Annotated in this window: 13 protein-coding genes and 1 pseudogene; 3 read left to right on the top strand and 11 right to left on the bottom strand. The window is 62.7% G+C overall.

What is annotated here, in order from left to right; genetic code table 11:
• Positions 1 to 67: 67 nt before the first annotated feature.
• The 9 genes and pseudogenes from hemP to EXV95_RS07045 all read right to left on the bottom strand — a co-directional run bounded on the left by hemP (position 68) and on the right by EXV95_RS07045 (position 7779).
• Entirely contained in the window at positions 68 to 289 is a 222-nt protein-coding gene (hemP, locus tag EXV95_RS07085) for a hemin uptake protein HemP (protein ID WP_055398137.1), read from the bottom strand.
• A 267-nt stretch (positions 290 to 556) separates the two neighbouring features.
• Positions 557 to 967: a biopolymer transporter ExbD gene (locus EXV95_RS07080; protein ID WP_055398136.1), complete on the bottom strand. Its 411-nt coding sequence runs from the start codon at positions 965 to 967 to the stop codon at positions 557 to 559.
• Positions 968 to 970: 3 nt separating this feature from the next.
• On the bottom strand, positions 971 to 1690 hold the full coding sequence (locus EXV95_RS07075) for a MotA/TolQ/ExbB proton channel family protein (RefSeq protein ID WP_055398135.1): 720 nt from the start codon (positions 1688 to 1690) through the stop codon (positions 971 to 973).
• Positions 1691 to 1729: 39 nt separating this feature from the next.
• A pseudogene (locus EXV95_RS07070) lies at positions 1730 to 2418 on the bottom strand (energy transducer TonB).
• Positions 2419 to 2516: 98 nt separating this feature from the next.
• Entirely contained in the window at positions 2517 to 2789 is a 273-nt protein-coding gene (locus tag EXV95_RS07065; RefSeq protein WP_176886328.1) for a bacterioferritin-associated ferredoxin, read from the bottom strand.
• Between the two features lie 162 nt (positions 2790 to 2951).
• The gene (locus tag EXV95_RS07060) at positions 2952 to 4097 is read right to left on the bottom strand and encodes an alpha-hydroxy acid oxidase (RefSeq protein ID WP_176886327.1); all 1146 of its coding nucleotides are present in this window, start codon (positions 4095 to 4097) and stop codon (positions 2952 to 2954) included.
• Positions 4098 to 4223: 126 nt separating this feature from the next.
• Positions 4224 to 4916, bottom strand: coding sequence for a Fe2+-dependent dioxygenase (locus EXV95_RS07055; protein WP_176886326.1), 693 nt, complete (start codon positions 4914 to 4916; stop codon positions 4224 to 4226).
• A gap of 70 nt (positions 4917 to 4986) precedes the next feature.
• Complete coding sequence (locus tag EXV95_RS07050) at positions 4987 to 7110, bottom strand: TonB-dependent siderophore receptor (protein WP_176888983.1); 2124 nt, start codon at positions 7108 to 7110, stop codon at positions 4987 to 4989.
• Between the two features lie 348 nt (positions 7111 to 7458).
• Complete coding sequence (locus tag EXV95_RS07045; RefSeq protein ID WP_055402700.1) at positions 7459 to 7779, bottom strand: SWIB/MDM2 domain-containing protein; 321 nt, start codon at positions 7777 to 7779, stop codon at positions 7459 to 7461.
• A 402-nt stretch (positions 7780 to 8181) separates the two neighbouring features.
• On the opposite strand from EXV95_RS07045, the gene rraA reads away from it, so the two are divergent.
• Complete coding sequence (gene rraA / locus EXV95_RS07040; RefSeq protein ID WP_176886325.1) at positions 8182 to 8697, top strand: ribonuclease E activity regulator RraA; 516 nt, start codon at positions 8182 to 8184, stop codon at positions 8695 to 8697.
• Positions 8698 to 8717: 20 nt separating this feature from the next.
• On the opposite strand, the gene EXV95_RS07035 is transcribed toward rraA, so the two are convergent.
• Positions 8718 to 9629, bottom strand: coding sequence for a DMT family transporter (locus tag EXV95_RS07035; RefSeq protein ID WP_370460259.1), 912 nt, complete (start codon positions 9627 to 9629; stop codon positions 8718 to 8720).
• An 89-nt stretch (positions 9630 to 9718) separates the two neighbouring features.
• Here EXV95_RS07035 and EXV95_RS07030 point away from each other — a divergent pair, with 89 nt between their 5' ends.
• Positions 9719 to 10141 carry a gamma-glutamylcyclotransferase gene (locus EXV95_RS07030; protein WP_176886323.1) on the top strand — a complete coding sequence of 141 codons (423 nt, stop codon included), beginning with the start codon at positions 9719 to 9721 and terminating at the stop codon, positions 10139 to 10141.
• A gap of 265 nt (positions 10142 to 10406) precedes the next feature.
• A complete protein-coding gene (aceA, locus tag EXV95_RS07025) occupies positions 10407 to 11738 on the top strand; it encodes an isocitrate lyase (protein ID WP_055402695.1) in 1332 nt (443 codons plus the stop codon).
• A gap of 161 nt (positions 11739 to 11899) precedes the next feature.
• Here the strand turns inward: aceA and EXV95_RS07020 are convergent, their stop codons facing one another.
• Positions 11900 to 13840, bottom strand: coding sequence for a hypothetical protein (locus EXV95_RS07020; protein ID WP_176886322.1), 1941 nt, complete (start codon positions 13838 to 13840; stop codon positions 11900 to 11902).
• Between the last annotated feature and the right edge of the window lie 4 nt (positions 13841 to 13844).

Below are 13844 nucleotides of genomic sequence, written 5' to 3'. Positions count from 1 at the left end.
AACGACCCTTTCGAGCTTGTTGCAAGCCCGGGAGTCGCCCCACGATGAAACTTGGTTCCTGGTGCAATTACTTGGTGAGGATGAGCTTGCCCAGCTTGGTGGCCTGCAGGCGATACACCGAGCCGTTGTGGCTGATCGCTACCGCTTTCTGACCCTGAAGCAGGGCACTGCTGTCCACGGCGCCAGCCACTGCGTCGGCAGGGTGGGGCGTGTCCCGATCCGTGCGTGGCACGGGCAGGTCTGAAGGGGCAGTACGCAAGAGCGAGGCGGCGGTCAGTGTGGCTTGCATGAAAAGTATTCCTGTTGCGTTGCAGTGCGTTTTGTTAATGATAACGATTCGCAATTACGAGTCAAGCGGGTTTGGTGTTTCTTTTTGTTGTTTTTATGGCCTGTGCGACCCTGAAAAGACTTTGAACAGGTTCTGAGGGCCTTCAACGCCTGCGCCCGGGCAGCGTTGCTGCACCGGGCACAGGCGTAAAAACGTTCTTGAAAGTGACCTGCAGGCGGTGCTGATTCGGGCGAAATGGATTCACTGCGCCAGTAAAGCCCGACCCACTCAGGACTGGGGCTCGGTCACGAACCCAATCTTGCGCACGCCGGCCCGCTGCGCTGCGGCCATGGCCTGGGCCACGAACTCGTAGCGCACGTTCTTGTCGCCCCGGATGTGCAGGTCGGGCTGGGGTTCCTTGGCGGCCTCGGTCTGCAGGCGGGGGAAGAGTTCTTCCTCCGTGACCTCGAACTCGTTCCAGAAGTACTTGCCATCGGCCGACACCGACAGGCGCACGGTCTCGGGTTTGATGTTCTCGGGCTGGTTGGTGGCGCGGGGCAGGTCCACGTTCACCGAGTGTTTCATCACCGGCACGGTGATGATGAAGATGATGAGCAGCACCAGCATGACGTCCACGAGGGGCGTCATGTTGATCTCGTTCATCACGTCATCGGCATCGTCTTGGGTTCCGAAGGCCATGGCTTAGCCACCTTTCTTCATGGGCAGGACCTTGCCTTGCTCGCCGGGCGCATTCACGCGGGCGCCGGTCACGAAGTAGGCATGCAGGTCGTGCGCAAAGCTGTTGAGGCCGCCCAGGATGGACTTGTTGCCACGCACCAGCGCGTTATAGCCCAGCACGGCGGGGATGGCCACGGCCAGGCCCAGGGCGGTCATGATCAGCGCCTCGCCGATGGGGCCGGCCACCTTGTCGATGGTGGACTGGCCCGAGGTGCCAATGGCCAGCAGCGCGTGGTAGATGCCCCAGACGGTGCCGAACAGGCCGATGAACGGCGCAGTGGAACCCACCGAGGCCAGGATGGCCAAGCCCGATTGCAGGCGTGCAGTGAACTCGTCAATGCAGTTGCGCAGGCAGCGGGTGACCCAGTCGCTCACGTCCAGGCTGTCGTGCAGGTGGGCCTTGGTGTTGCGGTGGTGGGCGGTGGCTTCGCGGCCTTCCAGCGCCAGGTGGCGGAAGGGGTTGGTGGGGTCGGCGCCCAGCTTGGTCAGGCCGGCGGCAAAGTCTTCGCTGTGCCAGAAATCCTGTGCGGCGCGGGCGTGTTTCTTGAACTTGATGATGTCCAGCGCCTTGATGAGGATGACGATCCACGATGCCAGCGACATGGCCAGCAGCAGGATGGCGACGGCGCGGGTGACAAAGTCACCCTGGATCCAGACGTTGGCGATGCCGAATTGCGATTCCATGAAAATACTCCCTAAAGCGATGATGGGTGGTGAATGCGGTTATTCGAGAACGAAATTGACAGGGACCAGGTTCCACATGGTCTCGGGCACGCCGTTGCGTTTGCCCGGCACGAAGCGCCAGCGCATGACGGCCTCCTGGGCCTGCCGGTCCAGGCGGTCGAAGCCGCTGGACTTGTTGATTTCCACCTTCTGCGGGGTGCCATCGATGCCGATCAGTACGCGCAGCACCACCTTGCCCTGTTCGCCCATGCGTTTGCTGATGGCGGGGTAGCTGGGCTTGGGGTTGTTCAGGTAAGCGGCGTCGCTCGACGGCAGCTCGATCTTGGGCGGTGCGGGCGGAGCCGGGGGGCTGGCGCAGGCGCAGGCGGGGCGACGGGCGCCTCCATGGGCGGCGCAGGTGGCTGGGGTGTGGTGATGCCCGTGGGGGCGTTGGGCGCCGGGGTGGGGTCGGCAATGGCCACCGGCATGGGTGCGGGGCGCGGAGCCACCTTGGGGGCGGGCTTGGGCGGTGGGGGTGGCGCTGGCGGCGGGGGGGTGACCTTGGGCGGAGCGGGGGGCGCGATGAACTCGGTCAGCAGTTCTGCTGGCACGATGACTTCGGCGGCCTTGCGCAGCAGGCCCGATTGCAGGGCCCAGAGGCCCGCAACATGCAGTGCGACGACGGAGCCCACGATCACGGTATTGCGGCTGAGCCCCCCGGGGGTGGCAAATCGATCTGGGTGAGACATAAAAATGATAGCAGCTAGCGCTTGTAAATCAAGCGCTAGCGCCCTAAAAGACCTCGATTATTTGCGAAAGATCCACCAGGCCGAGCCTGCGACGAGGATCAGGCTGCCTGCGAGTGTAGAGAGGAGTTCCATGACTTGCTTTCCAGGATGGAGCTGGCAAGCTGGATCGCTTTCGGCGCTGCCTCATTGTGCAGGGCGGCCACCGGACTCGATGCACTGCACTGCGCCACCACATCCCGGGCGCAGCTTTCGCAGCACCCGCATTGGGTGGCCACGCCCAGTTCAAACTGGATTTCGTCAAAGCTCATGCCTGCACGTGCGTGGCGGGCAATCTCACGGTCGGAAATCCGGCGGCAAACACAGACGATCATGGCGGCAGGCAGTGTGGCTGGCTGTTGAAGGTGATCTTATTATAAATACGAATCTATCGCATTTGCAATAAATCATTCCTGTCGTCAGGGGGAAGGGCGTTGATCGCCATCAACACTTCTCACCGGCCCAAGGCTATTCGCCAGCGGCCACGGCGGCGGCCCTCACCGGTTGGGGCGAAGGGCTGCGTCTTCTCCGACATCCAACAGCGCAGGCGTGGCGTCCGCCAGTGTGGCGCAGCCGGTGAGTGCCATGGCAACTTCGAGCTCGTCGCGCAGCAGGCGTAGCACATGGGCCACGCCTGTGGCCCCGGCATTGGCCAGGCCCCACACGGCGGGGCGCCCCACCAGCACGGCCGATGCGCCCAGCGCCATGGCCTTGAGCACGTCGGTGCCGCGCCGGATGCCGCCGTCCACCAGCACGGGCACCGCCCCGCCCACGGCCTGCACCACGCGGGGCAGGGCGGTGGCGGTGGCAGGGGTGGTGTCCAGCGTGCGGCCGCCGTGGTTGGAGACGATCAGGCCCGCCGCACCCGCTGCCACGGCCTGGCGCGCGTCGGCCGGGTGCAGCACGCCCTTGAGCAGCACGGGCAGGCGGGTGAGGGACTGCAGCCAGGCCACGTCGTCCCAGGTGGGCGCCTGGTGCAGCAGGCCGTCAAACAGCGCGCTCTGGCCGGGGCGCAGGTCGGGTTGTGGTGGCGGGGGCAGGCCCGCCAGGTTGACCGGGCCCACGCCGGGTGGCAGCCGAAAGCCTGCGCGCCGCTCGCGGTCGCGCACGCCGCTGGTGGGGGCATCCACCGTGAGCACCAGGGCTTCGTAGCCCGCCGCCTCGGCCCGCTGCACCAGCGCCTGCGTAAAGCCCCGGTCGTGCTGCTGGTACAGCTGGAACCACAGCGGGCCGCGCCCGAGGTCGGGCTGCACCGCATCGGCAACGGCTTCGAGCGATACGCTGGCCTGGGTGCTGAGCACCACGCCCGCGCCCAGTGCGGCCGCTGCGTAGGCCATGGCCAGTTCGCCATCGGGGTGGGCCAGGCGCTGGAAGGCGACCGGGGCCAGCAGGATGGGGTGGGCCAGCGTGCGCCCCAGCAGCTGCACCCGGGTGTGGCCGCCCGCCAGCGGCCGCAGCACGCGGGGCCACAGGGGCAGAGTGTCCCAGGCGCTGCGGTTGGCGCGCAGCGTGATCTCGTCGCCCGCGCCCCCGCTGAAGTAGGCCCAGGCGTTGTCGTCCAGCTGCTGGCGTGCCAGCAGTTCATGGTCGGCCAGGTTGGCGATCTCGGGCGGCAGCCTGTGGCGGGCGGGGGTGTCAGTCATACCAATGAAAAAAGCACCTTGCGCTCGTTCAGTATGCGCGAAGTGCTATTAAAATAGGAGTAAATCTGGCAAGACAGGGGGCGACGGCGCAAGGGGCCGTGGAGCCTGGATGCCAGGAGAGGTGGGTCACACATCGGCCCACATGCGCAGCAGGTTGTGGTACGTGCCCGAGAGCGCAATGACCGCCGGGTCCGTCTCGCCCACGCTCTGGCGCAGCCGCAGCAGCGACATGTCCATGTCGAACAGCAGCTGCCGCTGCTCCAGCCCGCGCACCATGCTCTCAACCCAGAAGAAGCTGCTGATGCGCTGCCCGCGTGTGACGGGCGACACCTGGTGCACGGTGCTGCTGGGGTACAAAACCATGTCGCCTTCAGGCAGCTTGATGCGTTTTTCGCCCCAGGCTTCGGTGGCCACGAGTTCGCCGCCTTCGTATTCGTCGGGCGGGGTGAGGAACAGCGTGCACGACAGGTCGCTGCGCACCCAGCCGTTGTCGGCCTTGGAGTGCATGACGGCGCTATCGACATGGTTGCCGTAGGCGTTGGCGCCACCGCCGTAGTGGTTGAACAGCGGGTTGTAGATGCGGCGTGGCAGGGCGGCTGAGAAAAACAGTGCGTTGCGGTGCAGCGCTGCCTTGACCAGGCCCTGCAGCTGGGCCGACAGCTCGCTGCCCTGGGCCAGTTGCCGGTTGTTCTTCTGGTGCACGGCCTGGCCGCCTGCGCTGCGGGCGCCATCCACCCAGGGGGTGTCGGGGGCCCAGAGCTGTTGCCGGAAGAAGGCGATTTCTTCGGCGGTGAGAACGTGGGGGATGTGCAGAAACATGGAGGCCGATTGTGACTCCGCCCCAGTGAAGGGGCGGAGTCGTTTCGTCAGAACATCAGCGCATCGAATGTCAGAAGCGCGTCTTGATGGACACCTGCACGGCGCGGGGTGCGCCCGGCGTGTAGAAGCCACGGTACAGGCCGTCGGCGTAGGTGCGGTCGAACAGGTTGCTCACGTTCAGCTTGAGCGTGGTCTTGTCGTCAAACGCGTACTCGGCCATGGCGTCCATCACGGCAAAGCCGCTGGCGTACACCGCACGCGAACCCTCGGGGTTCTGCTTGCTGCGGTAGGTCAGGCCAGCGCCCACGCGCAGCTTGGACGTGACGGCATAGGTGCTCCACACGCTGCCGCTGTGCTTGGGCGTGAGGCCGGGGCGGTCGCCCTGCACCTGGGCACCGCCGCCGTTGGCAGCCAGCGCCACGTTGCTGCGGTCGATCTTGGCCGAAGGAATCCAGGTGTGGTTGGCGAACACTTCCCACTGGGGCGTGAGGCGGCCAGCCAGGTTGAATTCCATGCCGGTGGCGTGGCGCTTGCCGGACAGCAGTTCTTGCGCGGCAGCGGTGTCGGGGTCGGTGTTGCGCTCGTTGTACTTCTCGCTGCGGAACACGGCCACACCCAGCAGGGCGCGGCGCTCGAACAGCTCGAACTTGCTGCCGATCTCGAAGTTGCGGCTCTTCTCGGGGTCGGTGTTGGCGGCGCGGGACGTGTTGGCGCCGGGGTTGCCGAACTGGTAGGTGTCGCCCGACGTGTTGTACGAGGTGCCGAACGACGCGTAGTACGAGACCAGCTCGCTGGGCTGGAACAGCAGGCCCACGCGCGGGCTGACCAGACTGTCTGAGCGGGAGTTGCTCAGGGCTCCGGTAGCGTTCTTGTAGGAGGCCTTGAAGTTGTCATAACGCAGGCCGCCCACCAGCTTCAGGGTGTCGTTCAGCGCCATCGTGTCCTGGAAGTACAGGCCCAGGTTGCGCGACTTGAAGGTGTTCCACTGCACGGGCGCACGGCCATCGGTTACCCAGGCGCCATCGTTGGGCGAACCCACGGTAGTGGTGGGGCGGGTGGTGGTGTTGGGGTAGTTCTGGTTGCGCTTGGCGTCGTCGTCGAAGTAGTCGACGCCTGCCAGCACGGCGTGCTTCTTACCGCCCCAGTTGAAGGTGTTGCTGTAGTCGCTTTGCACCTGCAGCACGTCGCTTTCGCCCAGGCGGCCCTTGGAGCCACGCGTCAGCACGGTGTTGCCGTTGATCTGATCGAGCGTGATGGCGCTGTTCTGAAAGCCGATGGTGCTGGCCAGCAGATCGCGCTCATACGTGCCGTAGCGCAGGCGCGTGTTCAGCTCGCCGTTGTTGTCAAAACGGTGAATGTGGCCCAGCGTGACGTGCTGCGCCGAGGTGTTGTTGTGGTCGCTGGCCAGGCCGTAGTAGTTGCGGGCTTCCAGCGGCGTGTTGATCTTGCCGTCCACCACGCGCCAAGGGTGGTTGTACAGCGGGCGGCCCTTGGATTCGAGGTAGTACAGGCCGATAGAGAACTCATCGCGCGTGCCGATGCCCCAGGCGAACGTGGGCGCAATGCCGCGCTTGTCCTGCTTGGCGCCGTAGTTGTCGAACTCCTGCACCATGGCGTTCAGCCGGAAGGCCGCGTTTTCGCCGGTCTTGAAGTTGAAGTCGCCCGTGACGCGGTGGTATTGGCCGGTGCCGTAGGTGTACGAGGCTTCGTGCTGGTCGATGAGCAGGGGGGCTTTGTTGACCTGGTTGACCACGCCACCGGTCGATCCCTTGCCAAACAGCATCGAGGCAGAACCCTTGAGCACTTCGACGCGGTCCAGGTTGAAGGTGTCGCGCTCGATCAGCGGGGCGTCCTTCATACCGTCCACATAGATGTCGCCGGCCTGGCCCAGCGAGAAGCCGCGCAGGCGCACGTCTTCTTCACCCGTTTCGCCCGACTGGAAGGTCACGCCCGCAGTGTTGCGCAGCACCTCGCGGAAGTCGTCCATGTTGCGGTCGTTCATCTGCTTTTCGGTGAACACCGTCACGGACTGGGGGATGTCCTTGATGTCCTGCTTGCCCTTGCCGACCGTGGTTTTCTTGAGCAGCAAGGTGTCTTTGCCTTGCACTTCGGCGGCTTCTTTCACCGTCACGGTGGACAGGGTGGTTTCCTGGGTGTCGGTCTGTGCCATGGCGCCCACAGAGGCGGCCAACATGAGTGCGCCCAGCGGGAGCAGGGCCTTGTCGGACGACAGGCCGCGCGGTGTGGTGGACACGAAGGAAGGAGAGGATGGTTGTGGGCGCAGCACGGAGCTGCGGCGCTGAGCGCGTGGTTTTGCCAAGATGGCCTCCGTCGGTGGGGATGTGCTGATGGCGCGCGGGGCGCCAGGCGCAGGCGAGAGGCAGTGGCTAGATCAACATGGCTGTGCTTCGACTTGCTTCTTTATGTTACATCAAATGCGGGTCATTCTCATTTGCATTGATGTTAATGCGCCACAGTCTGCCGGAGTACAGGCGAAAAAAAGCCGGCTGAGCCGGCTTCTTTGGTGCACCAGGTGCGGGGATTATTTGACGTGCTTGCCAATCAGGCCAGCCAGCTCAAACATCGAGACCTGGGGCTTGCCGAACAACTCCTTGAGCTTGGCATCGGCGTTGATGTTGCGCTTGTTGGTGGCGTCCTGCAGATTGTTGGCCTTGATGTAGACCCACAGCTTGCTGATGATCTCCGTGCGTGGCAGCGGTGCCGAGCCCACCACGGCGGCCAGCGCGGGGCTGGGCGTGAGCGCTTTCATGAAAGCAGCGTTGGGGGTGCGCTTCTTGGCGGGGGCAGCAGCCGTCTTGGCTGCGGGGGCTGTTTTTGCCGGAGCTTTTTTTGCAGTTGCCATGTTGGGTTTTCCTTGTTGGAAGTAAATTTTCACCAGCGAAAACTAGGCTTTCCCACTGGCAGGCTGATGCTACTGGGAAAAAAACGCGTTTCCAAGGGAGAAACGGCTTTTTTTGCCTCGATTTGTAGCCGTGGTGCCGCGTGCAGGCCAATAAGTTGCCCACGCTGCGCTCCTGCCTTGACAAAGCGGCCTGCGCGGGCCGCGTTTGAGGGCCTGCCCCTGGGGCTGTATGACAATGCGGGGCAACCTGCGTGGCCCGGCGCTAGGAGGCTTCGCGGCAGAAGGCATCGAAGCGAAACGCGCGAGACCGGTTTATCGCACGTTGCAGCCGATGTTCCTTCTGCCGCGCAGCCTCCTAGCCGCTTTCCCTGTTGTTCATTCCGCCTGAAAGGCTTTCGAAACATGACTGCTGCACCTTCCTCCACCCCCTTCAGCACCTGTGATTTTTGCGACGAGCACAAGGGTGATATGAGCGGGTCTTTCCGCGTTTTGCCCGCCGTTTTCCAGAGTTTTGGCGGTGTGGCCGCGTTTGCGGGCTCCGTGAGCACCGTCAAGTGCCATGAGGACAACACGCAGGTCAAGGCTGCTGTGGAGTCACCGGGTGAGGGCCGCGTGCTGGTGGTGGATGGGGGCGGATCGCTGCGCCGCGCTCTGGTGGGTGGAAATCTGGCGGCTGCCGCTGCGCGCAATGGCTGGGCCGGCCTGGTGGTGGATGGCTGCGTGCGTGACGTGGCCGAACTGAACGCGGCAGCCGTCGGCCTTCGTGCGCTGGGGTTGATGCCATTGCCCACCGAGCGCCGTGGCGAGGGGCAGCGCGATGTGGCCGTGCAGATCCAGGGGGTCTGGGTGCGGCCGGGCGACTGGCTGTATGCCGATGCGGATGGCATCGTGGTCAGCACACAGCCCTTGGCTGCGTAGCGATCGCGGTCGGGCTATCGTCACCCTGCTTGATTGTCGCGTCGGCCGACACGCAGCGCTGTGCGTGAGGGCAGGGTGGCCAGCAGCATGCTGGCCAGCGCGATGGCAAACGCCGCCCATTGCCAGCCGGTCAGTGATTCGCCCAGCACCAGCACGCCGACCAGGGCCGCGCTCACTGGCAACATGACCGAGAAGACGCCGCCCTGAGCAGCCGGCACGGCCTTGAGCCCGGTCATCCAGAGCCACACTGTCCACACGCAGGCGGCCAGCGCGTAGAACACCAGCAGCGTCCAGGTGCCCCATCCTACGGCGGCAAAGTCAAAATGCCAGGCGGCGTACAGCCCGAACGGCGTGGACAGCACAAAGCCCCACAGGTTGATGAGCGAGGTGATGCGCTTGGGGCCCAGACTGCTGGTGAGCTTCTTGCCGATCACCGTGTAAGCAGCTTCGCACACCACCGCGCCCAGCAGCAGCAAGGGCCCCAACCATGCAAGGTTTTGAGTATTTTGGGTGCCTGGCACTTGTCCAATATGCGCTGAATGCTCTTGTTTTGATAGCGAAAACAAGGCAATCCCCGCCACGGCACAGACCACGGCGGCCCAGGTGCGTGGCGCCACGCGTTCGCGCAAAAAGAGCCAGCCCATCACAGCCACCGCGGCGGGAATCGCGGCCAGGGTCACTCCGGCCGTGACCGCATCCGTGAGGCTCACGCCATAGATCATGCAGATGGTGAACAGGAAATTGCCCAGAAACGACTGCAGAAACAGCAGCCGCCGGGTTTGTGGGGCGAGGGGCGGCTCATCCACAGGTTTGCGGAGCCAATGCAGCATGGCCACTCCACCAATGCCAAAACGCATCCATGCGAGCAGGAATACCGGCAGCACGGCGGCCAGCGGTTTGGACAGCGCCACGTAGCTGCCCACCAGCGCCATGCTGAGGGCCAGGCACAGGTAGGCAAAGGGGCGGCTGGGAGTGGTGTTCACTAGACTGGTGATCGCTCAACGAAAAGGAGGTGCGCATCATGCCCGACGAAACCCCGCCCGCCAGCTCTGCACGCCATGTCTTTGTCTATGGCACCTTGCGGCGCGGCGGATCCAATGACATCACCCGCCTTCGCCCGGCGCCAAGATTCATGGGGGCCGCCCAGGTGCCTGGGGTGCTCTATCACCTGGGGGCCTATCCCGGCATGGCGTTGGGCGGGCCCCTGGGGGTGGTGCACGGGGAGGTGTATGCCATCGAGCCAGCGCTGGAAGCCGTACTGGACGAGATTGAGGACCTGGGGGCGACCCCCAGTGACGAGTATGTGAAGCGCGAGATCGTGGTTGATGTGGGCGGGCAGGGCGTGCCTTGCCTGGTCTATGAGATCAATGCCCGGTATTTAGTCTCTGCACCCCGGATTGCCGGGGGGGACTGGCTGCAAGCGCCGCCTTTGGCCGCGTTGTGAATGATGATCTTTGTTTTTTTGCAATGCGGAATTTTGATTCCTCAATGTGGAATACGATAGATGTTGCATTGCCGCATTTTTTCTCGATATGAGAAATCAATTTCTGTATTGAGAAATGCTGTGGTTAAGTTGTTGTTTTTCAAAGAGAAAATTTATCTCTTCTATAAGACATAAGAGCTTGCGCAAGTCTTATAGAAGACTTAAAGTTGTCTCCAAGGGCGGCACAAGCAGCCCGGCGTTTTCAACCAACCTCTGGAGTGATCTCATGCCCCAATCCCTCAACGAACAACTGAGCCGCGAACAGCAAATTGCCGCCCTGGAAAAAGACTGGGCGACCAACCCCCGCTGGAAGGGCGTGAAGCGCGGTTACAGCGCTGCCGACGTGGTGCGCCTGCGCGGCTCGTTGCCCATTGAGCACACGCTGGCCAAGCGCGGCGCTGAAAAGCTGTGGGACAAGATCAACGGCGGCGCCAAGAAGGGCTACGTCAACGCTTTTGGCGCCATCTCTGCCGGCCAGGCCATGCAGCAAGCCAAGGCAGGCCTCGAAGCCGTGTACCTGTCGGGTTGGCAAGTGGCCGCTGACGGCAACACCAGCGAAACCATGTATCCCGACCAGTCGCTGTATGCGTATGACTCGGTGCCCACCATGGTTCGCCGCATCAACAACACCTTCAAGCGCGCTGACGAAATCCAGTGGGGCCGTGGCATCAACCCCGGCGACAAGGAATTCATCGACTACTTCCTGCCTATCGTGGCCGATGCAGAAGCCGGTTTCGGTGGCGTGTTGAACGCGTTCGAACTGATGAAGAACATGATCCAGTCGGGCGCTGCTGGCGTTCACTTTGAAGACCAACTGGCTGCCGTGAAGAAGTGCGGCCACATGGGTGGCAAGGTGCTGGTGCCTACGCAGGAAGCCTGCGAAAAGCTGATCTCCGCACGTTTCGCGGCCGACGTGATGGGCGTGTCCACCATCGTTCTGGCCCGCACCGACGCTGAAGCAGCCAACCTGATCACGTCCGACCACGACGCCAATGACAAGCCCTTCCTGACTGGCGAGCGCACGCAAGAAGGCTTCTACCGCGTCAAGAACGGCCTGGAGCAAGCCATCAGCCGTGGCGTGGCCTACGCCCCCTACGCCGATCTGGTGTGGTGCGAAACCGGCGTGCCAGACATCGGCTTCGCCCGTGAATTTGCGCAAGCCGTGCATGCTGCCTGCCCTGGCAAGCTGCTGTCGTACAACTGCTCGCCATCGTTCAACTGGAAGAAGAACCTCAACGACAAGCAGATCGCTTCGTTCCAGGAAGACCTGTCGGCTCTGGGCTACAAGTACCAGTTCATCACGCTGGCCGGTATCCACATCAACTGGTTCAACACGTTCCAGTTCGCCCATGCATACGCTCAAGGCGAAGGCATGAAGCACTACACCGAAATGGTGCAAGAGCCAGAATTCGCAGCACGCGAAAAGGGCTACACCTTCGTGTCGCACCAGCAGGAAGTGGGCGCAGGCTACTTTGACGACGTGACCACGGTGATCCAGGGCGGCTCGTCCTCCGTGAAGGCCCTGACGGGTTCGACCGAAGAAGAGCAGTTCCACTGATCTGAAATCCCCCGTACGGGGGATGGGGATACAGCAAGAAAAAAAGCCACCCCTTGGGGTGGCTTTTTTTCTTTTCTCTTTTTCGTCTGGTGTTGGACGCATCGGGGCCGGGCGGTGCGCGCACAGGGGCTTTATGCGGTCTTTCCGGGGAGTTCGCCCCGTCAGTGCACAGTGATGGGACGGGTAATTGCCGAAACGTCGCAATCCAGTGGGCCCAGCGTCGACGAAATGGTGGCGCCGTAGGCTTGGCTTGCGGGCATGGTCAGTGTCCATTCCAGATCGTAGTAGTTGGATCCAAGGTACCGGGCGTGCGCGGTGATCAGGGGTTTTTTGTACTCGGCGCCCTGCACCCTCCAATGGGCCTGTTGTTCGATGGGGTAGTCCCTGCCGCACCGCAAGGCAACACGCACGATGGTTTCTGGCGCAGGCGGGAGGGTGAGGGTCAGGCCCTCTGCGAGTCGTGCTGGCAGGAAGGTCATGTAGTCCATCTTTTTGTTGGACAGGACATTGTTTTCTGCCTTGCCATTGACCAGCGCACCAGTGTTGCGGACTGCATAAATCGCGCTGGCGCCCACTGTGGCCATGGCCTGCAAGCCTTTGGTGAAGTCGAACCGGAGTGCATCCTGATCGTTAGCGATGAAATAAAGGGTCTGCGGAACCTGCCCCGTCGTAGCCGGAGAGGGGCAAGGCGCGTCGAGCGTCCGGTTGACGGCGTTGCCCATCACCATGGGGTCCAGGCCGATGACTTGGTCCTGGCAAATCCCTCGGCTCGACAGTCCGTCGCGCATCGCATGCAGATACTTGAATGTGTACCCCGGAATCTTGTATTCCAGGGGTTCCAGTTTGGGGAAAAACAGCGACGCGAGCAGGAGATCGTATTTGCCCCTTTTCTCGAACTGAAGGTAAAGGTTCAGATGGGCGACGACAACGAGGACCAAGGATGTTGCGGCTATGGCATTGAAGTGCCCGGTCGAAAGTGACGTTTTTTCGCTGGCGCGCGCCAAACCATAGGCCGCCAATACTGCAAGCCACGGGTGCATCACGTCCAGGTGCCAAAAAGCGCCCTGGCTTAGAAAAGCCATGGAAACGATGAACCACAGCACCGTGGTGAGCAATATCCAGCGGAGGGTGCGCTCTTTTGTTGCAAAGACGATGCCCAGCAACACCCCTCCCAGCATCAGAGTCAGGTGAAAGGCCGTCAGTGCGCCCAGTCCACTGATGGCCGGCTGGATGCTCTCAATGGCGCTGTAGGGCATCAGGAAAACGTCACGCCATTTGTCCATGTCCAACAGATTGCTGAGCCAGCCATGGCCGGAGGCCGTGGCGGCCGACGCAGGCGCGGGCGACAACAGCTTCGAGACGGCCCCTGATTGGCTCCCCCACACGGCTGTCATCCCTGCAATGAGGAGCAGGGAAGCCAGCGTTCTCCGGTTCAGGAGAACCTGGTAGTTCAGCAGTGCGTAGGCTCCCAGGCCCAGCAACAATGGCGCTGCAGAGGGGTGGATTTGTACAAGCAGGAATGCCGCCAGCGGAAGCAACAGCCCATCGTGGCGGTGTTGTTGCACAAGGCTGATGAACAACCCCAGGACCACATTGCTCAATGTCATCACCAGAGCAGGGTTCCAGGCGCTGTGGGTATAGAAAGACGCAAAGACGGGGAATGCCAGCACTGCATAGGCAAGTGCACATCTGGAACCCAACTGTGCATGGATGACGCGGAGCAGATACCAGACCGACAGCGCAAACAGAGCGCCGAATGTGATGAAGATCGCAGCCTCGGTGTCCCTGACCAGAAGGGGCAGGGCGAGCAGGTAGTAAAAACCTGGCGGCAGGTTGAAACGTTCCCCGAACAGCGGGGGACCATTGAGCGGCCATTCCTGGTGATGGATCAGTCTGCGTGCAATTTCCACGTCGCGGATCTGGTCAGGGCCGTGGAATGTAATGTCAAAGAAGTAGACCTGTATGGCCCCCAGGATGGCGACAAAGATCAGCGCTATCCAGTAGCTTGATGTTCGCTGGCGGGTCATCAAAGCGGCTGTCTGCATGTCTACCTTTTTGATCGTCTTGTTGCTGGGGGCTGCGCCCTGTTCCTCGAAGGGCAAGAGA

Origin of the sequence: Acidovorax sp. JMULE5, assembly GCF_013376875.1 — a bacterium.
GTDB lineage: Bacteria > Pseudomonadota > Gammaproteobacteria > Burkholderiales > Burkholderiaceae_C > Acidovorax > Acidovorax facilis.
This window is presented reverse-complemented; position numbering and strand designations above follow the sequence as displayed.